A 25878-nucleotide genomic window follows, 5' to 3' on the forward strand; every position below is an offset into this window, starting at 1 on the left:
GACGCGATCTTGTCGGGCATTCGCAGACAGGGAACGGGGGCGCTGCGATGACGGCCAAGCATAATATCCTGATCGTCGACGATCATGCGATCACCCAGAGCGGGATCAAGCTGCTGTTCGCCGGACTCGACCGTTATGCGATCGTCGGGGCCTTGGATCGGGGCGCCATGGTCAACGCGTTCGTCCAGTCGCAGCCGGTCGACCTGGTCATCCTCGACCTCAACCTGCCCGATGTACGCGGGATCAACGTGCTGGCGGAGATCGTCGGGTCGCGGGACATGACCGTGATCATCCTGACCGGCGAGACGGTGCCGGGCGAGATCGACTATGCGCTGAAGCTCGGCGCGCGCGCGGTGGTCAGCAAGGCCGATCCGTCCGACCAGATCGTCGCGGCGTGCGACGCGGCGCTGGCGGGCGACATCTTCGTGTCGCCGCACATGCGCGAGGCGCTCGGCAAGTTCCAGCAGCCGCCCGTCGCGCTGTCGTCGCGCCAGATGGCGATCCTCCACTATCTGGCACAGGGCGAGAGCAACAAGGAAATCGCCTATCGGCTGGCGATCGCGCAGCCGACGGTATCCTTCCACATCGCCGAACTGCGCCGCAAGCTCGAGGTCGCGAACAACCGCAAGATCGTCGAGCGCGCGCAGGAGCTAGGGTTGCTGTGATCCCGCTAGCGCGGGGTGCCGCAGCATCTCGCGGCACGGCGGCTTGATGATCGCCATGGCGACGATCTCGCCCAGGCGGCCTCGGGTGACGCTGGTGTCGTCATAGGTCAACGCTGCGAGCGAGGCGTGCGCCGGGCGGCCGGCCGCCGCGATTGCATTGTCGAAAGCGGTGCGCTGGTCGAAGTCGAGGATGCGCCAGTGCGGGATGCCGGCCTGCAGTTCGTCGGCGGTGCAGGGCGTGATGCTGGCGAAGGCGGCGGGCAGGGCGATTTCGATGACCGTCCCGGCGTCCGACGAGGCGGTGATGACGAGCGTGCCCGACAACGCCTCGACCAATCGCTTCGCCGCGCGGAAGCCCGATCCGGTCCCCTCGGCGCCGTCGTCGGCGCGCAGCCGCGTCGCGCGGCCCTCGTTCAGCGCGTCGACGGTCTCGCCGGCCATGCCACGGCCGGTGTCGGCGATGGTGATCAGGGCCTGCTCGCCGCGCCGCTCGACGGCGACGCGCGCCCCGCCGCCGTCGGTATATTGATAGGCATTGCTCAAGAGGTTCGCGAGTGCGCGCATCAACAAGGGCTTGTCCGAGATGATCGTGATCGCGCCTTCGACGTGCGTGTCGAGCGTCAGCTTTTTCCCCGCGAAGGGCGTCTTGAACATCATCTGCAGCGGCTCGACCAGCGCGCGCGCGTCGAAGGCGCCGAGCGCGAGGAAATCGGCGTCGCTGCCCGCGATATTGGCGCCCGAGATGGTGGTCGAGACGATCTCGCCCAGATAGGTGGCCGAGCTTTGCAGCATCGCAGTGAGGTCGGCGTTCACCCCTGTGTCGTCGCCGCGCTTGAGCACGTCGATCGCGCTGTTGAGCGCGAGGATGACCTGTCTGCTGTCGTGCCCCGAGGCGTGGAGCAGGGCGTTCTGGCTGTTCACCGTTTCGAGCGCGAAGGCCTTTTCCTCGGCGAGCCGCGCCGCACGCTCGCTCATCTCGAGCCGTTCGGCCATCGACCGCGCATAATTGCCGTCGGCGGCCAGCTTGTCGTTCTGGATCTTCTTGAGGTTGAGGCCGAGCGCGAGCGTCACCATGATCGATTCGAACAGCCCCACCGGCCCCGCGAGGTGCCAGTTGATCGGCAGCCAGGCGAAAACCCCCATCGAGGCGATCGCCGAATAGACGATGAAGAGCGCGAGGCTGCCCCAGCCGACGAACAGCGGCCAGAGCTGGCGGCCGAGCTGCTGCATCGCGGCGAAGCCGACGAAGGGCAGGAACAGCGCGCTGCCGATCGCGACGAGCCAGCCGCCGATGTGGAGCGTGTGGCGCATCGCCGGCGGATAGAGCGACAGCGCTGGCTGGAGCGTCATGATCAGCAAGGCGGCGCCGATCAGCACGCGCAGCGCGATGTCGCGCCGCGGGAAATGCTGCCGGGTATTGATGAAGCTGCGGCCGAACTGCGCCATCGCGGCGGCGAAACCGCATTTGAAGACATCCTCGACCGCGACCCCGGTGAGCGGCTGATCGGCGAGGAAGAAGATGGTGATATAGCCTTCGGAATGGACGGTGTTCAGCGCGAAAAAGGCCTGCGCTACGGCAAGCCAGACGAATTCGCGGTGGCCGGTGATCGAGAAGAAGAGGAAGTTGAGCAGGATCAGCACGGCGACCCCGAACACGACGCCCGACACCATCGCGATGTTCGCGCGCCGCTCCTTGAAGAAGGTGCCGTAGCTGTTGATCTTGAGCGGGAGGTAGGTCGAGTTTTCGGAGAGGAAATCGATCAGCAGCAATTTCTCCTGTCCCGGATCGAGCACGAATTCGGTGCTGAATGCCTGATAGGTCTGCAGATTCTCGCCCGCGGCATCGGGGTTTGAACCGTCGACCAGCAGATCGAGGTCGCCGCTCGCGACCTCGTAGAGGCGGAAAGTGGCAAGCGATCCGCGGCCGGTGGTGAAGATCCAGCTGCCCTGGCTGTCGCCGCCGTTGCGCACGCGCACCGCGACGATCGTCTTGCGCCCCGGCGGACCGAAATGGATCGTGGAGCCGGTGACGCGCTGCAACGGCCCGGCGAGCAACTCGGCGGGGGTGGTCGCCAGCGGGTCGGCGTCGTCGATGATATAGCGGACATAGGGCGCGAGCGCAGGCGCGTCCTGCCCGGCGCGGAGCTGGACCGTCGGGATATCGGCCCCCGCCGCCTCCACCCGCGACGAAAGGCCCGCCAGCAGCAGGGTCAGCAGGGCGAACCAGAATCGTGCGAGCCGATAGTGCTGCGACATCCGCCAAATCTGTCGCGTGCTGACCAACGAAAGTCAATTTTCATTTGGAAAATAAGGCCCTAGGTCGGCAATCTCGATCGGTCGCGGCGACGGACGGCCCCCTCTCCGCCGCCGCCGCTGCCCGTTGCGCGGGGTCTCGCTGCGCAGCCGGGATGCGCGCTGCTGGCCTATGCCGCAGGTTGACGCCATCCCAATAAACATTGGGTAGACGCGCCGCCCGCGCGCGAAATAACAAGCAGAAACAACGCCGAGCGGGTGGGCGTGCGCCGGTGTTAACCTGCGCCGGCGATGGTGCCTGCTTAGCCTCCCGAACCGCTTTCCGATCTAGCGACCCGATCTGTTTCGGTTCTGGTGGTTAGAGGCCGGCACGACCCCCGGGGTCGCGCCGGCCTCGTCCTTTTCGGCCGTCGCCACTTGACGGCTTTCGGTCTTCACCGCCTCGCCGACGAGGATCAGCGTGGGCGCCGTCGCGGCGAGGGCCCGGGTGGCCAGCCCCAGCAGGTCGAGGCGGGTCGACAACAGCGATTCCTGCGGCAGGCTGATGTTGCAGGCGATGAGGACGGGTGTTCTTGCCGACATTCCAGCCGCGATCAGCTCGCGCGAGATTTCGGATGCGGCGTCGCGCCCCATGTAGAAGGCCAGCGTCGTTCCCGCACGCGCCAGCTCGCTCCAGTCGAGATCCAGCGCCGCACCGCGCCGGCTATGCGCGGTGACGAAGCGGACCTCGCGCGCGACGCCGCGCAGCGACAGCGAAACGCCCCCCGATGCCGCGGCCGCGCTCGCGGCGGTGACGCCGGGGCAGACATGGACGGCGTATCCCGCGGCGCGCAGCGCGGCCATTTCCTCCGCCGATCGGCCGAAAAGCGAAGGGTCGCCGCCCTTCAAACGGACGACGCGCTTGCCCGCGGCCGCGGCCTCGACGAGCATCGTGTCGATGCTTTTCTGATCCCTGGAATGGCGACCCGAACGCTTGCCCACACTGACCCGTTCCGCACCTGCAGGAATGATGCCGAGAATGGCGGGGCCGACCAGCGCATCGTAGAAGACGATGTCGGCAGCCCCGATCAGGCGCACGGCCTTGCACGTGAGCAGCTCCGGATCGCCGGGTCCGGCGCCGACGAGCCAGACGGTGCCGGGTGTAAAATCATCAGGCTGCATTGCTGGTCTCCTCGCTGAGGATGCGCGCGAGCGCAGGGCGGCACGAGCCGCAGTTGGTGCCGGCGCCGATGGCGCCGCCGATCGCGGCGACGTCGGCGAGGCTCTGGTCGCGGATCGCCGCGATGATCGTCTTCAGCCCGATGTCGAAGCAGACGCAGACGATCGGGCCGCGGTCGGCCTGCACGCCGGGCGCGCGGCCCGCGAGCAGGGTGGGCGCAACCTCGGGGGCGGAGAGCTGCGCGATGAGCCAGTCGCGCGGCGGCAGCTCGCCGCTCTCGGTGACGAACAGTGCGCCGACGAGGCGGCCGTTCGCGACGATCGCGGTGCGCCGCGTGCCGCGCGCGGCGTCCTGTGCCTCGATGCGCTCGCCCTTGGGGAGCAGCGCCTCGATGGCCTTGAGATCGCCGTTGCCCGCGACCTCCCACATCACGCCCGACGGTACGGCGACGCGCGTCGCCCACAGGCAGCGCGGGGTGGCTGCGAGCTCGCGCGACAGAAGCAGGAAGCCGCGCCATTTGGGCGTGACGGCGGCGATCGACGCCGGGGTGCGTTTGAATCCCGGCTGGCCCGACACTGGATCGACGAGGGGGCGCGGCAGCAGGCCGGTGCGCCCGCCGCTCGACGTGCGGTCGGTCCAGTGGATCGGGACGAAGAGTTCGCCGGGGCGCTGACCCGCGTGGAAAGCGACGCGGTAAAGGCTGTCGCCTTGCGGGCTTTCGACGCGCGCGAGACCGCCGTCGGTGAGGCCGAGCCGCGCACCGTCGTCCGGGTGGACCTCGACCAGCGGCTCCTCGCGGTGGCGCGCGAGCTTGGGGGCGAGGCCGGTGCGCGTCATCGTGTGCCACTGGTCGCGGTAGCGGCCGCTATTGAGCGTCAGCGGCCATTTCACGAGCGGTTCGGGCAGGGGCTTCTGCGCGACGGGGACGAGCCGCGCCCGGCCGTCGTCGGTCGAAAAACGGCCGTCGGCAAAGGGGTGATCGCCGCCCCAGCGAAACGGCTCCATCGCGTCATAGGCCGCGTTGCCACCCTGCGCCGCGCCGGGCAGCGCGAACAGGCGCGCGCCGTCATTGTCGTAATTCGACAGCCGGCAATGCTCGCGCCAGATGTCGGCGGCGCGGTCATAGGTGAAAGCGTTCTTCCAGCCCATCCGACGCCCGACCTCCTTGACGATCCACCAGTCGGGCATCGCCTCGCCGGGGAGGGGGAAGAGCGCGCGCTGGCGGCTGATCATACGGTCGCTGTTGGTGACCGTGCCGTCCTTCTCGCCCCATGCCGCGGCGGGCAGGCGAACATGCGCGAAGGCGCCGGTGTCGGTCTTTTCGATCGCGTCGCTGACGACGACGAAGGGACAGGCGGCGAGCGCTTCGCGAACCCGGTTCACGTCGGGCATCGACACCGCGGGGTTGGTCGCCATGACCCACAGCGCCTTGATTCGCCCCTCGCCGACCGCGCGGAACAGATCGACAGCCTTGAGGCCCGGCTTTTCCGCCATCGTCGGCGCGGCCCAGAAGCGCTGGACGCGGGTGCGGTTCGCGGGGGCGAAATCCATATGCGCGGCGAGCGTCGAGGCGAGCCCGCCGACCTCGCGCCCACCCATCGCATTGGGCTGACCGGTGATCGAAAAGGGCGCGGCGCCGGGCCTGCCGATGCGGCCGGTCGCAAGATGGAGGTTGGTGATCGCATTGACCTGATCGGTGCCCGCAGTCGACTGGTTGATCCCCTGGCTGAACAGCGTGACGGTGCGCGGGTTCGCGGCGAACAGGTCATAGAAATGCCTGAGGTCGGCGGCGGGGACGTCGCAGGTGCGCGCCACCGACCAAAGGTCATTCCCCTCTCCAAGCTGGTCCCAGAAATCCGGCGGTACTGCGACATGCGCCGCGAGATAATCCTCGTCGACGACGCCGGCTTCGCGGCAATGCCGGAGCAGGCCGTTCATCAGCGCGACGTCGCTGCCCGGGCGGACCGGCAGATGCAGGTCGGCTTCCTCGGCGGTCTCGGTGCGGCGCGGGTCGATGACGACGAGCTTCGCGCCGGCCTCGCAGCGCGCGCGGATGCGCTGATAGACGATCGGGTGGCACCAGGCGGTGTTCGATCCGACGAGGACGAACAGGTCGGCGGCGTCGAGATCGTCGTAGGTCGCGGGCACGACATCCTCGCCGAAGGCACGCATGTGCCCGGCGACCGCGCTGGACATGCACAGCCGCGAATTGGTGTCGATATTCGCGGTGCCGATGAAGCCCTTCATCAGCTTGTTCGCGACATAATAATCCTCGGTGAGCAATTGCCCCGAGACATAGAAGGCGACGCTACCCGGGCCGTGGCGCGCAATGGTCTCCTTGAAACGCCTGGCGACAAGGTCGAGCGCCTTGTCCCAGCTCGCCCGCTTGCTGCCGATCATCGGATGGAGCAGGCGGCCTTCGAGGCCGACGGTCTCGCCGAGATGCGTTCCCTTCGAGCACAGGCGGCCCCGGTTTGCCGGATGATCGGGGTCGCCTGCGATGTCGACCGTCCGCTCGCCCGTCACCGTCGCGCGGATGCCGCAGCCGACGCCGCAATAGGCGCAGGTGGTGCGGATGATCGTCACTTGAGCCCCTCCCCTTCAGGGGAGGGGTTGGGGTGGGGGCTCGAAACCTTGCGCAAGGCCGATGGCCCCCACGCCCAACCCCTCCCCTGAAGGGGAGGGGCTTTATGATGCGCAACCCTCACGCCGCGGCTTTCAACGTGCTCGCGCGGCAGATGAGGACGCGGCCGCCGTCGATCTTGACGGGGACGGTCGGCGTACAGCCCTTGTCCTCGCCGAGCGCCTCGCCGGTCGCCAGGCTGATCCGCCAGTTGTGCAGCGGGCAGGCGACCGCGCCGCCGTGGACGATGCCCTGGCTGAGCCGGCCATGCTTGTGCGGGCAGCGGTCGAGCAGTGCGAATACCTTGCCCTCGGCGGTACGGAAGACGGCGATGTCGTCGCCCCCCTCGACCTGCACGGTGCGGCTGCCGCGCACGGGAATCTGGTCGACCCAGCCGATGTCGAGCCATAATGCGGTGGTCATGCCCCAACCTCCTCTTCCAAAAACGCCTTCTGCGGGGTGAAGCGCGCCATCGGCGCATGATGTTCGGCTTCGGCGCCTTCGGCGCGCTGCGCCCAAGGGTCATCCTGGCTGAAGCTTTGTGCGAAAAGGAAGCGCGCGCGCAGCGCCTCGCGGCCGGTATCGTCGTCGGCGATCCGCGATTTGATGTAATCGACCCCAACGCGCTCGATCCACGGCGCGGTGCGTTCGAGATAGCGGGCTTCCTCGCGGTAGAGCTGGATGAAGGCGGCGCAATAATCCATCGCCTCCTGCTCGGTCGCGACCTTGCACAGGAGGTCGGTGGCGCGGACGTGGATCCCGCCATTGCCGCCGACGTGGAGTTCGTAGCCGCTGTCGACGCAGACGATGCCGAAATCCTTGATCGTCGCCTCGGCGCAATTGCGCGGGCAACCCGACACTGCGATCTTGAACTTGTGCGGCATCCAGCTGCCCCAGCTCATCCGTTCGATCTTGACCCCGAGCCCGGTCGAATCCTGCGTGCCGAAGCGGCACCATTCGGACCCGACGCAGGTCTTCACGGTGCGCAGCGCCTTGCCATAGGCGTGGCCCGACACCATGCCCGCGGCGTTGAGATCAGCCCAGACCGCGGGCAGATCCTCCTTTTTGATCCCGAAGATGTCGAGCCGCTGGCCGCCGGTCACCTTGACCATCGGCGCATTGTACTTCTCGACGACATCGGCGATCGCGCGCAACTCGGTGGGGTTGGTGAGCCCGCCCCACATGCGCGGGACGACCGAATAGGTCCCGTCCTTCTGGATATTGGCGTGCAGGCGTTCGTTGACGAAGCGGCTCTGCTGGTCGTCGACATAGTCGCCGGGGAGCGCGCAGAGCAGGTAATAGTTGAGCGCCGGTCGGCACGACGAGCAGCCGTCGGGGGTGGTCCAGTGCAGCTTCTGCATCACCTCGGGGATCGAGCGCATGGTTTGCGCGACGATCTCGCGGCGGACATCGTCGTGGCCGAAGCTGGTGCATTTGCACATCGTCTTCGGACCCGCCTGCACCTCGTCGCCCAAGGCCAGCGCGAGCAGATTCTCGACGAGCCCGGTGCAACTGCCACAACTCGCCGACGCCTTGCAGGTGCCGCGCACCGCGTCGAGGCTGTGCGCGCCCTTGGCGATGCACGAGACGACCTGGCCCTTGGTGACGCCGTTGCAGCCGCAGATTTCCGCATCGTCGGAAAGCGCCGCAACGGCCGCCTTAGGGTCCGCCGCGCCGCCTCCCGCGGCGAAGGCCTGGCCGAAGATCAGCAAGTCGCGAAGGTCCGAGACGTCTTCCTGCTTCTTGAGGAGGTCGAAATACCAGCTACCGTCGGCGGTATCGCCATAGAGCACCGCGCCCACAATGCGGTCATCCCTGACGATCACGCGCTTGTAGACGCCGCGGCTCGCGTCGCGGAGGACAATGTCCTCGCACCCGTCGCCGCCCGAGAAATCGCCGGCGGAAAAGACGTCGATGCCGGAGACCTTGAGCTTGGTCGAGGTGACCGAGCCGCGATAGCCGCTGGGCTTTTCGACGAGGCCGTCGGCGAGGCTGCGGCACATGTCCCACAAGGGTGCGACAAGGCCATAGACCTGCCCGTCATGCTCGACGCATTCGCCGACCGCGAGCACGGCGGGGTCGCTGGTCACCATATGGTCGTCGACCTGGATGCCACGCCCGACCGCGAGCCCCGCGTCGCGGGCAAGCTGGGTCGAAGGGCGGATGCCCACCGCCATCACGACGAGGCTGGCGGGGATCAGCGTGCCGTCCTTCAGTCTGACGCCCTCGACCTTGCCGTCGCCTATGATCTCGGCGGTGTCGGCGCCGGTCAGGATCGTCTGGCCGCGCGCTTCGAGCGCATTTTTGAGCAGCCAGCCCGCCGCCTCGTCGAGCTGGCGCTCCATCAGCGTCGGCATCAGGTGGATGACCGTGACCTTCATCCCACGCAAGCTGAGGCCGTGCGCCGCCTCGAGCCCGAGCAGCCCGCCGCCGATCACCACTGCATCGCCGCCCGCGTCGGCGGCGGCGAGCATCGTGTCGACATCGTCCATGTCGCGAAAGGCGATGACGCCGGGAAGGTCCTTGCCCGGCACCGGGATGATGAAGGGATCGGAGCCCGTCGCGATCAGCAGGCGGTCATAGCCTTCGGCGAGCCCGCTGCGCGTCGTTACCGTCTTCGCGGCGCGGTCGATCGTCGCGACCGGATCGCCGGCGACGAGCGCGATGCCGTTGTCGGCGTACCAGCCGGCATCGTTGATCACGATATCGTCGAAGCATTTCTCGCCGGCGAGGACGGGAGAGAGCATGATGCGGTTGTAATTGACCCGCGGTTCGGCGCCGAAAATCGTCACGCGATAGCGGTTCGGATCGCGCGCGAGCAGTTCCTCGACCGCGCGGCAGCCGGCCATGCCGTTGCCGACGACGACGAGGTGCTCGCGCGTGTCGGTTTCGGGCTTGAGGGGGCGATGTTCCATCAAAGCATCCAGTCCAGTTGGAGCCAAAATTTGTCGGTGTCGGTGGCGAAGCCGTCCTGGTCGACGCTCTCGTAGCGGAGCCGGGCTTCGCTGAGCGGCTTGAGGGCGACGTTCTGGGCGTGCGCCACCCCGGCCGGCGCGAGCGCCAGCAAGAGGATGAGGGTGCGGGTCATGGCTAGATCCGCACGCCTTCGGCGGCGCCCCATGTCGCGCGCCACTGGCCCTTGACGAAGATCAGTGCGACGAGCGCGAGCACCGCGAGCCCCGCGAAGATGTAGAAGCCCGGCGCGAAGCTGCCCGTCCACTGCTTCGCGAAGCCGAGCGAGGAGGCGAGGTAGAAACCGCCGACCCCGCCCGCCATGCCGACGAGCCCCGTCATCACGCCGATCTCGGCCGAAAAGCGCTGCGGCACGAGCTGGAACACCGAGCCGTTGCCGGTGCCGAGCGCGAGCATCGCGATCACGAACAAGGTGAGCGCGGCGGGCAGGTTCGCCGCCTGCGGCACCCCGGCGAGCGCGAGCGCGGCGACGACGAAGACCATCATCAGCGCCTTCACCCCGCCGATCCGGTCGGCGAGCGCGCCGCCCATCGGCCGCACCAGCGATCCGGCGAAGACGCAGGCCGCGGTGCAATAGCCCGCCATCACCGGGGTCAGATGGAATTGGTCGGTGAAATAGATGGGGAGCGAGGCGGCGAGACCCACGAAACCGCCGAAGGTCACCGAATAGAAGGCCATCAGCCACCAGGCGTCGGCGGTCTTGAGCGGTTCGAAATAATGGGCGAGCTTCTTGGGTGCTGGCGCGTTAGGTGCGTCCTTGGCCATGAGGAGATAGACGAAGAAGACGACCGTCAGCGGGATGCAGGCGAGGCCGAGCACCGCGTTCCAGCCGAAGAGCTTGGCGAGGCCGGGCGCGAAGAGCGCGGCGAGCACGGTGCCCGAATTGCCCATGCCGGCGAGCCCCATCGCCTTGCCCTGATGCTCGGGCGGGTACCAGCGGCTGGCGAGCGGGAGGGCGATCGCGAAGCTGGCGCCTGCAAAGCCGAGGATCACGCCGAGCGCGAGCGTGCCCGCGAAGCTGTGCACGCCCATGAACCAGGCGACGAACAATCCGGCGATGACGATGACCTGGCTGGTCGCGCCCGCGCGCTTCGGGCCGATGCGGTCGACGAGCAGGCCGTTGACGACGCGCAGCACCGCGCCCGCCAGCGTCGGCACCGCGACCATCAGCCCCTTTTGCGCCGGGGTCAGGCCAAGGTCTTCCGAGATCGCGGGCGCGAGCGGGCCGAGGATGACCCACACCATGAAGGCGAGGTCGAAATAGAGAAAGGCCGCGACCAGCGTCGGCCAGTGCCCGCTGGTCCAGAAATTCGATTTGGGTGCCGCGGCGCCCGTGGTTGCAGTCGTCATCGTCCGTCCCTTTCGTGTGACGGGCAATAAAAAAGCCGCCAGGACGGCGGCCACGCGGGCGCATCCTGACGGCTTCATTGCCTGTTGGGATATCGGGGAAATGGCTCCCCGTCCGCCTGCGGTTCGACCCCCTCGTTGGAGCCGGCGCCGCTTTATCCTGCCCCGGCAGCCCTGCCGAGTGCGTTTAACCTGCCTGATTTTTAGGCACGCCGCAAGCGGTTATTTCGCAGGTGCAGCATAAATATAACGCTAGGGAAGTTCAGCAAGATAGGCCTCGATATCGTCGGGATCGAAGGCGCGGCTGTCGAAAAACCGGTCGCTGCCGAGCGTCAGCCGGCCCTGCGTCGAGCCCGCGCCGATCGGCTCGTCGAGCCCGCCCTCGAGCTTCGAACTGGCGCCGGGCAGTGGTGCCCCCGAACCCGCGAGCGCGGCGCGGTATACGTCGGGCCGGAAGACCTTGCCGGCGGCCGCCGCGCCCGCCGCGTCGAACGCCATATAGTCCCAGCGCACCATCTGCGAATAGAGCCAAGCCGCCTGGCTGCGCCACGGGAAGTTCGCCGCCTCGCGATACTGGAACATGAAGTCGGGATAGTGGATCGGCTCGCCGCCGGGGACGAGGCGGATGCGGTCAGTGATCGCGCGCAAGATCGCGTCGCGCGAGGCATCGAGATATTCGGGCCGCGCCAATATGTCGGCGCTTTCCTCCGCCGCGCCCGGCTCGACGAAATAGGCCGCGGCCGCATGCAAGGCGCGGACCAGTGCCTCGACGGCGTCGCGGCGCTCGTCCAGGACCGCCTCGCGCATCGCGAGCACTTTTTCGACCCCGCGCCGCCAGATCTGCGCGGTGGCGAGCGCGATATGGCCGACGCCGCGCTCGACCGCGATCGAGTTCCACGGCTCGCCGACGCAGATGCCGTCGACGTCGCCGGCGGCGAGCGCGTCGGCGGCGAAGGGCGGGCTGGTGACGATGATCTCGACATCCTGGTCGGGGCGGATGCCGACGCCCGCGAGCCAGTAGCGCAACATATAATTGTGGCTCGAATAGCGGTGGACGACGCCGAAGCGCAGCGGCTTGCCGGCGACGGCGCGTGCCGCGGCGACCCGCTTCAGCGCGGCGCCGATCGCGAGGGGATCGCCGAGCGCGTCGCCCAGCCCGACCTCGCCGGCGAGCCGCGCCGAGAAGGTCACGGCATTGCCGTTGAGCCCAAGCACGAACGGGACCGCCAGCGGTACCGGCGGCCGGTCGCGGCCGAGCGTCGTCGCGATCGCGAGCGGCGCGATCATGTGCGCGGCGTCGGTGTGGCCATAGAGCAGCCGGTCGCGCACCGTCGCCCAGGTCATGTCACGCACCAGTTCGACGGTCACGCCTTCGCGCGCCGCAAAGCCCAACTCATGCGCGAGGATCGGTAGCGCGGCATCGACCAGCGGCAGGAACCCGATGCGGAAACGCTCGCCCGTCATTCCACGTCTCCCATCAGCGCTTCGCTGGTCACGATCGCCTCGGCGATCTCCGCGATCCGGCGGTTGGTGCGCATCGCCTGGCCGCGCAGCAGTGCATAGGCGGCGGGCTCGTCGACCTGGCGGCGCTTCATCAAAATCGCCTTGGCCTTGTCGATCACCGCGCGCTCGACCAGCGCATTCTTGGCCTCGTCGAGTTCGCGCTGGAGCCGCGAGAAGGCCTGAAAGCGGCGGACGGCCAAGTCGATCACCGGCTTGATGCGCTGCTTCGACAGACCGTCGACGACATAGGCCGACACCCCGGCATCGATCGCCGCGCCGGTTGCCTCGGCGTCGCTCTGGTCGACGAACATCGCGATCGGCCGCGCGAGCGCGCGCGACATCGCGAAGAAATCCTCGAGCAGGTCGCGGCTCGGGTTCTCGAGGTTGATGAGGACGACTTCGGGCTTCGCGGCCTCGACCTGCGCGACGAGCGGGCCCGCGGGATCGATGAGGATGAGATCGTCGAGCCCGGCCTCGCGCAGACCATCGGAGATGATGGCGGCGCGCGTCGTGCTGGTATCGATGATCGCGATCCTCATAGCCGCGCCTTTACGCTGCAGCGCACAAATCTGCCAGCAGGATTATCGATCGCGATCCATTCGCGATGTCCGGCGTCTGCTTCTTGAAACTTCCGCTTGCCGCGGCGCAGCCGCCCCGGACACCTCGGCCATAGGCGCAACTCGTCTTGCGAAAGATTTTCTTCGTCGCAGAAACGACGCGCGGCGGTTGACGAATCTAATATCAATCTTTTAAGTTGAGTTTGTCATTCGGAACTGGTCGGACCGGGTGGCAGGCTCTCCCGCCTTTCTTCGACCCGCGGCTTTTGATCGGGAAGCAGCTTGCTCCGCGTTACCAACGGCTAAAGCGCGTGATGCTCGGGCGACAGCGCCAGGCATTGCGTTCCCCCAGTAGGGGTATTGCGATGCGCATGTGTAACAGCAGCGTCTAGACCATAGCCGGACCCGCGCGCGGGATAGCGGACGACCGCTTCCCCTCCGCGCGGCGGCACGTTCCTTTCGTCCTGGCCGCGCCTCCCTTTCGCGAGGGCGCAATGCGGCCTTGCGTCCGGCGCCTGCGCGCCGGCGGCAGGTGAATCATGCCCATACTGACCCAGTCCGACCTGTCGGATCTGGCCCGCTATCCCGCATCCTTGCGCAGCGCCGCCCGTGCGCTGTGGGGACGCGAGCCGGCGGCTGCCTGGTCCGGCGCGGCGCCCCGCGCCACCATTCATCACATCAAAAAGGGGGCGGGACTGCCGCCCGGGGAAAAAATATAATGTCCAGATTCTCTCCCGACCATCGTCTGAAACTGCTGCTCGGCGCGGCGCTGCTGGCTCCGGCAGTGCCCGCCCGGGCCACCGAAGAAGTTGCCGCCGAGGCGGCTGGCACCACAGAGGCCGCCGCAGCGGCGGATGCCGCGGGCGACGCGGCCGAGTCCGCCGGCGACAGCTATGACGGCACCGAAATCATCGTTTCCGCCCGCCGCCGGGACGAAAGCGCGCAGGACGTACCGATCGCCCTGACCGTCGTCGGTGCCGAAACGCTCGAAAAGACCGGCAATTACACGCTGACGCAGATTCAGCAGATCGTGCCCAGCCTGCAGGTGTTCAGCTTCAACCCGCGCAACACCAACATCAATATCCGCGGGCTCGGCAGCAATGTCGCGTTGACCAACGACGGGCTCGAGAATGGCGTCGGTTTCTATATCGACAATGTCTATTACGGCCGCGTCGGCCAGACGCAGTTCGACCTGGTCGACCTGCAGCAGATCGAGGTGCTGCGCGGGCCGCAGGGGACGCTGTTCGGCAAGAACACCACTTCGGGTGCGATCAACATCACGTCGAAGAAGCCGAGCTTCGACCCCGAATTTTCGGGCGAGGCGAGCGTCGGCGACTATGGCTATTACCAACTGCGCGGGTCGGCCTCGACCGGGCTTGTCGACGATCTGATCGCGGTGCGCCTCAGCGGCGCGGTTACCGAGCGGCGCGGTTTCCTCTACAATGTGACGCAGAACGAGCGCGCGCAGGATTATTCGAACTGGAGCGTGCGCGGGCAGGTGCTGATCACCCCGGCGCCCGGTCTCGAGGTGCGGATCATCGGCGACTTCTCGCGCCAGAAGCAGAACCACGTCCTCAACATCTTCGCCGATTATTTCGGCACCTATTCGAACGGCGCGGTCATCCCGAACAATTTCGCGGCACGCGCGGCGCGCTTCCCCGGCTACGGCTTTCCGACGATCGATCCCTTCGCGCGGCGCGGCGAGGCGAACAGCCATTATCAGTCGAACATGGACGGCTATGGCGCCTCTGGGCAGGTCGACTGGACCCTCGGCGGCGCCAAGCTGACCTCGATCACCGCCTATCGCTGGTGGGACTGGAACCCCGCGAACGACGGCGATTCGACGTCGCTGCCGATCGTCACCAAGGCGCAGCAGGCGAACCGTCAGCGCCAGTTCAGCCAGGAGCTCCGCCTGGCATCAGACAGCGGCGGCCCGGTCGACTATGTCGTCGGCGCCTATTATTTCTGGCAGGTCATCCGCGGCTATGGAAAGAGCGCTTATGGTCCCGCCGCGGCGCTGTGGAACCGGCCGGCGACGTCGCCGATCCCGCTCGAGGCGTGGCAGGCGGCGCTCGACGGGTTCGAGGCCAATTCGACCTCGAACCCGCGCACCAAAAGCTATGCGCTGTTCGGCCAGCTCGACTGGAAACTCGCCGACCGGCTGACGCTGACCGCGGGGCTGCGCTACACGCATGAGAAGAAAAGCGGGTCGTTCAACCAGTATCATGTCGCGGGCATCGACCTTTCGACCCTGACCCCCGCGCTCGCGGCGCAGGCGGCGACGGTCCGCGCGCAGTTCAATCCGGTGACGAGCTATTCGACGGCGTTCGGCGACGACAGCCTGTCGGGGCTCGCGACCTTGTCGTGGCAGTTCACCGACGACGCGCTTGCCTATGCGACCTATTCGCGCGGCAACAAGTCGGGCGGGCTCAACCTCACCAACCTGCCCCCCGGCATCGACCCTGACGTCGCGCCCGAAAAGGTCGACAGTTACGAAATCGGCATCAAGTCGCAATGGTGGGACCGGCGCGTCACGTTGAACGTCGCGGGCTACTGGACCGAGATCGGCGATTACCAGACCGCGATCACCGAGCAGGTGCCGAACACGGTCAACGTCCGCCAATATATCGCGAACATACCCGGCGTGCGCTCGCGCGGGGTCGAGGGCGACCTGGTCTTCGCGCCGTCGAACCGCGCGAGCTTCTATGCGTCGGTCGCCTATGCCGACACGACCTACAGCGATTATCCCAATGCCCCGCAGGCGCCCGAACGGCTCAACCAGGGCGGCATCCAGGACCTGACCGGCGAGCAGCTGCCCGGGGTACCGAAGTTCACCTATACGCTCGGCGGCGATGTGTCGGCGCCACTCGGGGCGCTCGGCGGGCGCGACCTGTCACTCTATGCGCATGGCGATTATTCGCACCGCTCGTCGTTCAATACCTCGTCGAGCAACAGCATCTACGCCGACGTTCCCGCCTACGGCATCGCCAATGCGCGCATCGGCATCCGCACCGACGACGGGCTGTTCGACCTGTCGCTGTGGGCGCGCAACCTGTTCGACAAGGATTATTTCCAGACGCTGTCGGCGCAAAACACCGGCATCGTCACCGCGCTGATCGGCGAGCCCCGCACGCTCGGCGTCACGCTGAGGACGAAGCTGTGAGCGCGGCGCCCGCCACTTCGGGCCAGCTGATCCGCTTTTCGGCGGTCGCGGTCCCGCTCGCCGCCGCCGGGCTGCCGCTCGGCGTCTATCTGCCCGCCATCTATGCGCGCGATTACGGCCTGTCGCTGACGGTGATCGGCGTGGTCTTCCTGCTCGGGCGGCTGTGGGATGCGATCGCCGACCCCTTCATGGGATCGCTCAGCGACCGCACGCGCGGCCGCCATGGCCGCCGCAAGCCGTGGATCGCGGCAGGCGGCGTGGTGTTCGGCCTGTCGTCGATCTTCCTTTTCTTCCCGCCCTTCGGGGTGACGCCGCTGTCGCTGGGGATCGTGCTGTTCTTCTTCTATCTCGGCTGGACCGCGGTGCAGATCCCGTTCCAGGCCTGGTCGGGCGAGGTGTCGGGCGACTATCATCAGCGCACGCGCATCGCGACCTATCAGACCGTTGTGACGTCGAGCGCCTTGCTGCTGACGCTGATCCTGCCGACGATCGCCGACCAGTTGCGGCCGGGCGACGGACATCTGCAGCTGTCGTTGATGGGCGGGCTCGTCCTGCTGTCGATCGTCCCGGCGCTGCTCCTGACGTTGACCGCACTGAAAGAGCCGCCGCTGCCGCCGCTGCCGACCGCGCGGCTGAGCCTGAAGGAAAGCATCCGCGCGATCACCGGCGAGCCGTTGTTGCTGCGCGTGCTGGCGTCCGATTTCGCGGTGACGCTGGCGCAGAATATCCGCGCGGCGCTGATCGTCTTCTTCGTGACCTTTTACATGGGCCGTCCCGAATGGGCGGGCGGATTGTTCCTCTTCCAGTTCGTCTTCGGCATCTTCGCCGGGCCGATCTGGCTGAAGATCGGGCGCCGATACGGCAAGCATCGCACCGCGGTGGCGGGCGAGCTGGTGCAGGTCGCGATCAACCTGTCGCTGCTGCTCGTTACCCCCGATAGCTTCCCGCTGCTCCTCGCGCTGACGCTCGCGCAGGGGCTGGCGCAGGGATCGGGCAATCTGATGCTCCGCGCGATCGTCGCCGACGTCGCCGACAAGCACCGCCTCGACAGCGGCGAGGACCGCACCGGGCTTTATTATTCGGTGTTCAGCCTTGCCGGAAAGACCGCCACCGCGGTCGCGGTCGGCATCGCGCTGCCGCTCGTCGCCTGGCTCGGCTTCGATCCGAAGGGCACGAACAGCCCCGAAGCGCTGAACGGCCTGCTCCTCGTCTTCGGTCTTGGCCCCGCCATCGCCCACGCCCTGTCCGCCGCCCTCATCGCGCGCTTCCCGCTCGACGAGGCGGCGCACGCCGAAATTCGCCGACAGCTCGATCCGGGACCGCCGGATTATGCCTTCGCCGAATGAGTACCCGTCCAACCCCCAAAGGAGACTGACATGACGGACCTTCACAACAGCTATGCCAATGCCCGCGACAAGAGCATCCCGCTCGACATCACGCCGGTGACCGGCACCATCGGCGCCATCGTCCATGGCATCGAATTGTCAGGCGACCTGCCGGCGCCGGTGGTGCAGGCGATCGGGGCCGCGCTGGTGCGGCACAAGGTGCTGTTCTTCCGCGACCAGCAGCATCTGACCGACAAGGAGCATGAGGATTTCGCCGCGCTCCTCGGCGATCCGGTCGCGCACCCGACGGTGCCGGTCGCCGAAGGCTCGCGCTACCTGCTCGAACTCGACAGCCGCGAAGGCTATGCCGCGTCGAGCTGGCACACCGACGTGACCTTCGTCGATGCCTATCCGAAGGCGTCGATCCTGCGCGCGCTGACCATCCCCGAGGCGGGCGGCGACACGCAATGGGCGAACGGCGAGACGGCGTACGAGGGCCTGCCCGAGGTGCTGCGCCAGCTCGTCAACAATCTGTGGGCGACGCACACCAACCTCTATGACTATGCGGCGATCCTGCAGTCGGCGCCCGACGCCGAAAGCGCGGCGAAGCGGATCAAGGAGCATCGCAATGTCTTCGCCTCGACGGTGTACGAGACCGAGCATCCGGTGGTGCGCGTTCATCCGGTCAGCGGGCAGCGCAGCCTGCTGCTCGGTCATTTCGTCAAGCAGTTCGTCGGGCTGAACCAGATCGACAGCGCGCGGCTGTTCCAGACGCTGCAGGAGCATATCACCAAGCCCGAGAATGTCGTGCGCTGGCGCTGGCAGGCGGGCGACGTCGCCATCTGGGACAATCAGGCGACGCAGCACCGCGCGACCGCCGACTTCGGGCTCCAGCGCCGGACGCTGCGCCGCGCGACGATCCACGGCGAGGTGCCGGTCGCGATCGACGGTCGCCGCAGCCGTATCGTGCGGCAGGAAAAGCCGGTCGAATACGAACCCGCCTGATCAATCCCGCGGACCGGCCTCCCACCTCCCTTCCTGCGACTGCGCCGGTCCAGACTGCGGCGCGCCCGGGTTCCATTCGCCCGCGGCGCGCCGCCCCTTTCCTGACAGGATGTCCCGAATGAAGCGCCTCGCGTCCCTGCTGTTCCTTCTCGTTATCGCCGCCGCGCCCGCGCAGGCGGAGGAACGGCGCCCCAATTTCCTGATCATCGTCGCCGACGATCTCGGCTATTCGGACCTTGGCGCGTTCGGGGGCGAGATCCGCACGCCGCATCTCGACCGGCTGGCGCTCGCGGGGGTCCGCCTCGCAGGCTTCCACACCGCGCCGACCTGTTCGCCGACGCGCTCGATGCTGCTTTCGGGCACAGACAATCATCTCGCGGGCCTCGGCACGATGGCCGAGATGATCCGCCCCAACCAGCAGGGCAAGTCCGGCTATGAAGGCTATTTGCGCAGCGATGTCGCGACGCTCGCGGAGCGATTGGCGGCGGGCGGATACCAAACCCTCTTCTCGGGCAAATGGCACCTCGGCCTGACCCCCGAACAGGATCCGCACGCACGCGGCTTCCAGCGCAGCTTTGCCTTGCTCCAGGGCGGGCACAATCATTTCGGCACCGATGTCGGCACCACCGCGACCTACACCGAACAGGGCAAGCCGCTGACCAAGCTGCCCGCCGATTTCTATTCGAGCGACTATTTCGCGACCCGGCTGGTCGATTTCCTCGGCGAGCGCGAAGGGCAGGGCGAGGGGCAGCCCTTCTTCGCCTATCTCGCCTTCACCGCGCCGCATTGGCCGCTGCAGGCGCATCCCGAGGACATCGCGCGCTACGCGGGGCGCTACGACGACGGCTTCGATGCGCTGCGCGAGCGCCGCCTCGCCCGCCAGCGCGAACTCGGGATACTTGCCGCCGACGTCGCGGCGCACACCCCGCGCAACCGCGATGGCAGCTGGGATTCCCTGACCGCCGACCAGCAGCGCATCGCGGCGCGCAACATGGAAATCTATGCCGCGATGGTCGACCGGCTCGACCAGAATGTCGGCCGCGTGATCGACGCGCTGCGTGCCTCGGGCGAGCTCGACAATACGGTGATCCTCTTCCTTGCCGACAACGGCGCCGAGGCGCTCGACGTCGAGACGACGGGCGCCGAAATGCTCGCCGCGCGGATCAAGGGCGCCGACAACGGCTTCGCCAACCGCGGTGCAGCGTCCTCCTATATCACCTATGGCGCGGGCTGGGCGCAGGCCGCGACGGCGCCGTCGTGGCTGACCAAGGGCTATCAGAGCGAGGGCGGAGCGCGCGCGGTCGCCTTCATCAGCGGCGCGGGCATTCCGCGGCGGCAGGGCGCCGATACGCAGTTCCTTTCGGTCGCCGACGTCGCGCCGACCTTGCTCGATCTTGCGGGCGTCGACCCGGCAGCGACCGATGTCGGGGGCAAGGCGGTCAAGCCGATCACAGGCCGTTCGTGGCTGGCGTGGCTGCGCAATCCCTCCGCGCGCGTCTATGGCGCCACCGACGGCTTCGGCGCCGAGCTTTTCGGCTCGAAGGCCTATCGCCGGGGCGAGTGGAAGCTCACCGATATCGGCGACGGGCAGTGGCGCCTGTTCGATGTGGCGCGCGATCCCGGTGAGACACGCGACCTGTCGCGCGCGGAGCCGGCGCGGCGTGACGCCCTCGCGGCGGCGTGGGAACGCTACGCGCGCGACGTCGGCGTGCTCGCGCCGGACTCGATACCCTATCGCCCCTGAGACGGTCGCCGGTCAGGCGATCACTTCGACGAGGTTGGCGTCGCCCGTCGCCGACACGCGAAACCGGCGGCCGGTAAACCGCTCGATGAGCGCCATCGCCGTGCTGCTATGCTCGCTGAGCTTGACCGACGTGAAGGCGCCGCCGCCCGCGAAGGCCATCGGCAGCAGCAGTTGGTCCTGCAGATAGGGGCCGGCGAAGGCGCGCGACACGAGGTAACCCGCCATGCGCCGCGCCGCCGTCGTTGCGAGCCGCTCGGCGGGGACGCCGAGCTTGCCGAAGGCCGACACGATCTCGGTCACATCGTCGAACTGCGCTTCGATCAGCAGCGCATTGCCCGGACCCCGATCCGCGGGAAGTTCGTGCGTAACAAACGCTTCCGCCGGCCAGTCCGCGAGTATTTTCTTCGCGGCCTTGATCTCGCGCGCGGCGACATCGAAGGGGATGCCGGCAACTAGGGCGGTCGCTTGCACGGCCCCCGCCGCCCCGCGCTCGATGCATTCGATCGCGGTGAGCGGAGCCGGGCGAATGTCGACCTCGATCCGTCCACCGCCGCGCGGGAAAAAGCCGTGGCGGACCAGCCGCGCCGAGACCGACGGCCCCATACGGTTGATCACCGGCAGCAATGTGCGCGCGATGAATTCGAACGGCGGCGCCGCCATCGCATGCGTCCCGCCCTCGATCACGAGGCGCGAGGGTGCGTCGGCGAGCATCAGCGGCACGAGGATCGTCTGGAGGACGAGGCCCGTGCTGCCCGCGGTGCCGACCGCGAAATGATAGTCGCCCGGCGTCACGCGCCCGGGGCGGAAGGAAATGCTGTTCGAGCCGACCGCCAGCCCGCTGCATTCGGCGCCGCCAATCACGCAGGCGGCCTCGATCGCGGTCACATGCTGGCGCATGAGCCCCGGCTTCTCGCGTCCGCCGCGGATATTCTCGATCGTGAAGGGGGTGCCGGTGAGCAGCGCCAGCGCACACGCATAGCGCAGCACCTGCCCCCCGCCTTCGCCTTCGGATCCGTCGATGATGATCATTCTTCTTCTTCTTCTTCTTCTTCTATCCAATTCGTGTTCATAGGGTCGGGGACGAACAGGTGCGGTGTCCAGCAGTCGGTGCGTAGCGTGCCGACTTCGGCGCCGCACCGGCATATCTGATTGGGACCGCTAAGCCCGCCAAGCCCGCAACACCCGCCCAGACGGTCCCCATTGCGCGTGTCACGCACAGCTTCGGTCAAATCGTCCGGATTGAGCCAATATTGCGGGACAAATTCGAGCAGCGACCGCACGTTGCCAAAGGATCGCTCGATCGGCTCCCAACTCTTGAACGCGATCCCGTGCGCGACCAGCAGCTTGCCTGGCACCTGATCGGGCGGCACGACGCCGGGCACCTTGCTCGACACGACCGTCAGCGCGCGCGTCAGGCGCGCTTCGCAGGCGCCGCAGCACAGGGTCTTTTTCACCGTTCGCCCCCCTCCGATGGCGGCGTGAAGGGGGATCACCCCTTCACGCACACCACCTGCTTCAGCGTATGGACGATCTCGACCAGGTCGGCCTGCGCCGCCATCACCGCCTCGATCGGCTTGTACGCCTTGGGCGTCTCGTCGATCACGCCTTCGTCCTTGCGGCATTCGACGCCCGCGGTGTCGGCGATATGCTCGTCGAGGGTGACGAGCTTCTTCGCCGCGGTGCGGCTCATGACGCGGCCCGCGCCATGGCTGCAGCTGTCGAACGACTCCGGGTTTCCGAGCCCGCGTACGATGAACGATTTCGCGCCCATCGAGCCCGGGATGATCCCCATCACCCCCTTCGCCGCGCGCACGGCACCCTTGCGGGTGACGAGCACATTCTCGCCGAAGTGGTTCTCGCGCGTCACATAATTGTGATGGCAGTTCACCGCTTCGGCCTCGGCCTCGAAGGGCTTCGCGATCTGCCGGCGCAGCGCGGCGATGACATTGGTCATCATCATGCGCCGGTTCAGCACGGCGAAGTCCTGCGCCCAGCCCACCGCCTCGACATAATCGTCGAAATGGTCGGTCCCTTCCGGGAAGTACGCCAGATCTTCGTCGGGCAGGTTGATGAACCACTTGCGCATGTCCTTCTTCGCCAGTTCGATGAAGTAGGTGCCGATCGCATTGCCGACGCCGCGCGATCCCGAATGCAGCATCACCCACACCCGCGCATCCTGGTCGAGGCACAGCTCGATGAAATGGTTGCCCGTTCCGAGCGTCCCCAGATGCGTGAGGTTGTTGGTGTTCTTCAGCCGCGGATGCTTGGCGACGAGATGGCCGAACCGTTCGGCGAGCGTCGCCCAGGCGTCGACGATCGCCGGCGGCGGATCGCCCCACGAACCATGGTCGCGCTTGCCGCGGCCGATCGAGCGGCCGTGCGGAACCGCCGCCTCGATCGCGCTGCGAATGCCCTCGAGGTTGTCGGGCAGGTCGTGCGCCGTCAGCGTGGTGCGCGCGGCCATCATGCCGCAGCCGATATCGACCCCGACTGCCGCCGGGATCACCGCACCCTTGGTCGGGATCACCGATCCGACCGTGGCGCCGATGCCGACATGGACGTCGGGCATCGCGGCGACATGCTTGAACACGAACGGCATTTTGGCCGCCTTGGTCAGCTGCGCGCGCGCCATATCCTCCACGGGCACGCCGCGGGTCCACATCTTGACCGGGCGTCCGCCCTCGACGTTCAGCACTTCGTAAGTCGTCTGGGTCATGGCTGACCTCCTCTTCACTTCCTTGGGGCAAGGACGCCGCGATGGCGAGCCTTCCAAAAATCGCTGGGGACCCTTTGGGGCGGCCGGCCCATTCCGGCCGCCCCTTCGTCCCGCGTCGCCGGGTGACGTGATCCCGGCGCCCATGGCTAAGCAGGAGGCGTGCCAAATGGCGGGAAGCTGAACGGTAAGTTCATAATGTATTATTTTAAAACGATAATTATTGCTGACGGTTAAAGCGTCGATCGCTGCGCCTCCGAAAAATCATATCCTGTTGTCGCGCAGGTTATAAAATATTATAAGATCGGCATGAAGCCTCTCACCGTCATCGGATTCCTCGGTTCGACGCTCGACGCCGCCAAGTTCGGCCCTTCGCGCTGGAACAAGTGGCGCCCGACGGTCAGCATCTGCATGCAGGAGGATCTGCGCGTCGATCGCTTCGTCCTGCTCCACGGCAGCTATCACCGCCGCCTCGCCGAATATGTCATGGACGATATCCGCGACGTCTCGCCCGAAACCGAAGTCGTGCCGCACCTGCTCGATTTCGACGACGCGTGGGATTTCGAGGAGGTCTATGGCAAGCTGCTCGACTTCGCGCGCGACTTTCCCTTCGATCCCGACACGCACGAATATCTCGTCCACATCACGACCGGGACGCACGTCGCGCAGATCTGCCTCTTTCTGCTGACCGAGGCGCGTTACCTGCCCGGCCGCCTGCTCCAGACGCAGCCGCAGCGCGGCGCGCCGCAGCCGGTGGGGACATGGAATGCCATCGACCTCGACCTCTCGCGCTACGACAGCATCGCGACGCGCTTTGCCGAGGCGAGCGCCGAGAGCGCCAGCTTCCTCAAAAGCGGGATCGAAACGCGCAATCCCGCCTTCAACCGGCTGATCGAGGAAATCGAGCAGGTCGCGGTGCGCAGCCGCGCGCCGATCCTGCTGATGGGGCCGACGGGGGCGGGGAAGAGCCAGCTTGCCCGCAAGATCTATGAGCTCAAGAAGCTGCGCCACCAGATCGGCGGCGCCTTCGTCGAGGTGAATTGCGCGACGCTGAAGGGCGACAGCGCGATGTCGGCGCTGTTCGGCCATCACAAGGGCGCCTTTACCGGTGCGATCCAGGATCGCCCCGGCCTGCTCAGGACGGCCGACAAGGGGCTGCTCTTCCTCGACGAGATCGGTGAACTGGGGCTCGACGAGCAGGCGATGATCCTGCGCGCGATCGAGGACGGGCGTTTCCTGCCGGTCGGGGCGGACAGGGAGGCGGCGAGCGATTTCCAGCTCATCGCCGGCACCAATCGCGATCTGGTCGGCGAGGTGGCAGCGGGGCGGTTTCGCGAGGATCTGTTCGCGCGCCTGAATCTCTGGACGTTCAGCCTGCCGGGGCTGGCACAGCGCCGCGAGGATATCGCCCCGAATCTCGATTTCGAGCTCGAGCGTTTTGCCGAACGCGAAGGCACGCGCGTGACCTTCAACCGGGAGGGACGCGATCGCTATTTGCGCTTTGCCGAAGATTCCGCCGCGCTGTGGCACGGCAATTTTCGCGACCTCGCCGCCAGCGTTACGCGGATGGCGACGCTGAGTCCCGCCGGGCGCATCGACGCCGATAGCGTCGCGGTCGAGATATCGCGGCTCCGCGCGCTTTGGTCGGGGGCAAAGGGCGAGGACGACCTGCTCGGCAAGCTGCTGCCCGGCGAAGCGCTCGCCCGGATCGATCCGTTCGATCGCGTGCAACTGGCCTATACGGTCGAGGTGTGCCGTCGCAGCGGGAACCTGTCGTCGGCGGGACGAAAATTGTTCGCGGCGTCGCGCGAACTGCGCAAATCGACCAACGACGCGGATCGCCTGCGCAAATATCTGGCGCGCTTCGACCTGGACCTGCCGACGATCCTGGGGTCGTGAAGGAGCCCTTGCTGCGCGCGTAATCGGCGCGCGAAGCGCGGTGCTGCCGCGATGCGCGGTATGTCGGCGAAGTGGTCCCGGTCATTGCCTTGGCCGCAGGATGCAGGCCGCTCCCATTTTTGCTGATGTCCCTGCGCGGACTAGCCCGATACTCTCCTCTCCAAAATGACATGAGGAGGATGCGATGGACTTGGATCTGGCCGGCAAGAAGGTGATCATCAACGGCGGCGCGCATGGGCTGGGGCTCGCCTCGCTCAAGATTTTCGCTGCCGAGGGCGCCGACGTCGCCTTCTTCTCGCGCGATGCCGAGAAGGTCGCCGCGGCGGTCGCGGCGATCGATGCCGCGGGGCCGGGCAAGGTGCTTGGCGAACAGTTCGACATGACCGGCAACCCCGACGGCTATCGCGCGTGGCTGGCGAAAGCGCGCGACACGCTTGGCGGCTGCGACATCTTCATCCACACCGCCAGCTCGTCGGGGCAGGGTGCGACCGGCGACTGGCAGCGCGGGCTCGACATGGACGTCATGGGCGCGGTGCACGGGGTCGAGGTGCTGACCGAGGCGCTGGCCGCATCGGGATCGGGGTCGATCATTTTCATGTCGTCGACCGCGGCGGTCGAGACCTTCATCGTGCCGCAGGCGTTCAATGCGCTGAAAGCCGCGCTGATCACCTATGGCTCGCAGCTGAGCCAGGCGCTCGCGGCGCAGAATATCCGCGTCAACATCGTCTCGCCCGGTGCGATCTATTATCCCGGCGGCAATTGGGAAGTCATCAAGTCGGCGGTGCCGCCGCTCTATGAAGGCACGCTGGCGCAGATGCCGATGGGGCGCTTCGGCGAGCCCGAGGAAGTGGCGAAGGCGATCGTCTTCATGGCCTCGCCCGCCTGTCCCTATATGACCGGCGCGCATCTCGTCATCGACGGCGGCTTCACCAAACGCGTCCAGTTCTAG

Annotated in this window: 20 protein-coding genes; 8 read left to right on the top strand and 12 right to left on the bottom strand. The window is 67.1% G+C overall.

What is annotated here, in order from left to right:
- The first annotated feature begins 47 nt into the window (after window positions 1-47).
- The gene (locus AC1RNQ_RS10140; protein ID WP_493170986.1) at window positions 48-665 is read left to right on the top strand and encodes a response regulator; all 618 of its coding nucleotides are present in this window, start codon (window positions 48-50) and stop codon (window positions 663-665) included.
- On the opposite strand, the gene AC1RNQ_RS10145 is transcribed toward AC1RNQ_RS10140, so the two are convergent.
- The 9 genes from AC1RNQ_RS10145 to AC1RNQ_RS10185 all read right to left on the bottom strand — a co-directional run bounded on the left by AC1RNQ_RS10145 (window position 651) and on the right by AC1RNQ_RS10185 (window position 13062).
- Window positions 651-2921: a sensor histidine kinase gene (locus AC1RNQ_RS10145; protein ID WP_493170988.1), complete on the bottom strand. Its 2271-nt coding sequence runs from the start codon at window positions 2919-2921 to the stop codon at window positions 651-653. The genes AC1RNQ_RS10140 and AC1RNQ_RS10145 overlap by 15 nt on opposite strands.
- A gap of 324 nt (window positions 2922-3245) precedes the next feature.
- Window positions 3246-4079 (bottom strand): uroporphyrinogen-III C-methyltransferase, encoded by an 834-nt coding sequence (cobA, locus tag AC1RNQ_RS10150; RefSeq protein ID WP_493170989.1) that lies wholly within the window; start codon window positions 4077-4079, stop codon window positions 3246-3248.
- A complete protein-coding gene (locus AC1RNQ_RS10155; RefSeq protein ID WP_493170991.1) occupies window positions 4069-6663 on the bottom strand; it encodes a molybdopterin-dependent oxidoreductase in 2595 nt (864 codons plus the stop codon). The genes cobA and AC1RNQ_RS10155 overlap by 11 nt, the downstream gene beginning before the upstream one ends.
- A 118-nt stretch (window positions 6664-6781) precedes the next feature.
- Complete coding sequence (gene nirD / locus AC1RNQ_RS10160) at window positions 6782-7123, bottom strand: nitrite reductase small subunit NirD (protein WP_493170992.1); 342 nt, start codon at window positions 7121-7123, stop codon at window positions 6782-6784.
- Window positions 7120-9615: a nitrite reductase large subunit NirB gene (gene nirB / locus AC1RNQ_RS10165; protein ID WP_493170994.1), complete on the bottom strand. Its 2496-nt coding sequence runs from the start codon at window positions 9613-9615 to the stop codon at window positions 7120-7122. The genes nirD and nirB overlap by 4 nt, the downstream gene beginning before the upstream one ends.
- Entirely contained in the window at window positions 9615-9788 is a 174-nt protein-coding gene (locus tag AC1RNQ_RS10170) for a hypothetical protein (protein ID WP_493170996.1), read from the bottom strand. The genes nirB and AC1RNQ_RS10170 overlap by 1 nt, the downstream gene beginning before the upstream one ends.
- 2 nt (window positions 9789-9790) lie before the next feature.
- Window positions 9791-11023 carry a nitrate/nitrite transporter gene (locus AC1RNQ_RS10175; protein ID WP_493170998.1) on the bottom strand — a complete coding sequence of 411 codons (1233 nt, stop codon included), beginning with the start codon at window positions 11021-11023 and terminating at the stop codon, window positions 9791-9793.
- 249 nt (window positions 11024-11272) lie between these two features.
- Window positions 11273-12484 carry a CmpA/NrtA family ABC transporter substrate-binding protein gene (locus AC1RNQ_RS10180; RefSeq protein WP_493171000.1) on the bottom strand — a complete coding sequence of 404 codons (1212 nt, stop codon included), beginning with the start codon at window positions 12482-12484 and terminating at the stop codon, window positions 11273-11275.
- Complete coding sequence (locus AC1RNQ_RS10185) at window positions 12481-13062, bottom strand: ANTAR domain-containing response regulator (protein ID WP_493171002.1); 582 nt, start codon at window positions 13060-13062, stop codon at window positions 12481-12483. Before AC1RNQ_RS10185 ends, AC1RNQ_RS10180 begins: the two co-directional genes overlap by 4 nt.
- 557 nt (window positions 13063-13619) lie before the next feature.
- Here AC1RNQ_RS10185 and AC1RNQ_RS10190 point away from each other — a divergent pair.
- The 5 genes from AC1RNQ_RS10190 to AC1RNQ_RS10210 all read left to right on the top strand — a co-directional run bounded on the left by AC1RNQ_RS10190 (window position 13620) and on the right by AC1RNQ_RS10210 (window position 20317).
- A complete protein-coding gene (locus AC1RNQ_RS10190) occupies window positions 13620-13799 on the top strand; it encodes a hypothetical protein (protein WP_493171003.1) in 180 nt (59 codons plus the stop codon).
- Window positions 13799-16243: a TonB-dependent receptor gene (locus AC1RNQ_RS10195; RefSeq protein ID WP_493171004.1), complete on the top strand. Its 2445-nt coding sequence runs from the start codon at window positions 13799-13801 to the stop codon at window positions 16241-16243. The genes AC1RNQ_RS10190 and AC1RNQ_RS10195 overlap by 1 nt, the downstream gene beginning before the upstream one ends.
- Complete coding sequence (locus AC1RNQ_RS10200) at window positions 16240-17589, top strand: MFS transporter (RefSeq protein ID WP_493171005.1); 1350 nt, start codon at window positions 16240-16242, stop codon at window positions 17587-17589. Before AC1RNQ_RS10195 ends, AC1RNQ_RS10200 begins: the two co-directional genes overlap by 4 nt.
- Before the next feature lie 30 nt (window positions 17590-17619).
- The gene (locus AC1RNQ_RS10205; protein ID WP_493171006.1) at window positions 17620-18573 is read left to right on the top strand and encodes a TauD/TfdA dioxygenase family protein; all 954 of its coding nucleotides are present in this window, start codon (window positions 17620-17622) and stop codon (window positions 18571-18573) included.
- A gap of 118 nt (window positions 18574-18691) precedes the next feature.
- Window positions 18692-20317, top strand: coding sequence for an arylsulfatase (locus tag AC1RNQ_RS10210; RefSeq protein WP_493171008.1), 1626 nt, complete (start codon window positions 18692-18694; stop codon window positions 20315-20317).
- A 12-nt stretch (window positions 20318-20329) separates the two neighbouring features.
- On the opposite strand, the gene rtcA is transcribed toward AC1RNQ_RS10210, so the two are convergent.
- Genes rtcA through AC1RNQ_RS10225 form a run of 3 tightly spaced genes read right to left on the bottom strand, consistent with a single transcriptional unit; the run spans window position 20330 to window position 23033 of the window.
- On the bottom strand, window positions 20330-21346 hold the full coding sequence (rtcA, locus tag AC1RNQ_RS10215) for an RNA 3'-terminal phosphate cyclase (protein ID WP_493171010.1): 1017 nt from the start codon (window positions 21344-21346) through the stop codon (window positions 20330-20332).
- Entirely contained in the window at window positions 21343-21771 is a 429-nt protein-coding gene (locus AC1RNQ_RS10220; RefSeq protein ID WP_493171011.1) for a hypothetical protein, read from the bottom strand. The genes rtcA and AC1RNQ_RS10220 overlap by 4 nt, the downstream gene beginning before the upstream one ends.
- A gap of 35 nt (window positions 21772-21806) precedes the next feature.
- The gene (locus tag AC1RNQ_RS10225; protein ID WP_493171013.1) at window positions 21807-23033 is read right to left on the bottom strand and encodes an RtcB family protein; all 1227 of its coding nucleotides are present in this window, start codon (window positions 23031-23033) and stop codon (window positions 21807-21809) included.
- Window positions 23034-23339: 306 nt separating this feature from the next.
- Between AC1RNQ_RS10225 and rtcR the strand changes: the two genes are divergently transcribed.
- A complete protein-coding gene (gene rtcR, locus AC1RNQ_RS10230) occupies window positions 23340-24929 on the top strand; it encodes an RNA repair transcriptional activator RtcR (RefSeq protein WP_493171015.1) in 1590 nt (529 codons plus the stop codon).
- Between the two features lie 184 nt (window positions 24930-25113).
- Complete coding sequence (locus tag AC1RNQ_RS10235) at window positions 25114-25878, top strand: SDR family NAD(P)-dependent oxidoreductase (RefSeq protein WP_493171016.1); 765 nt, start codon at window positions 25114-25116, stop codon at window positions 25876-25878.

The organism is Sphingopyxis sp. GW821-FHT12F08 (assembly GCF_058806755.1).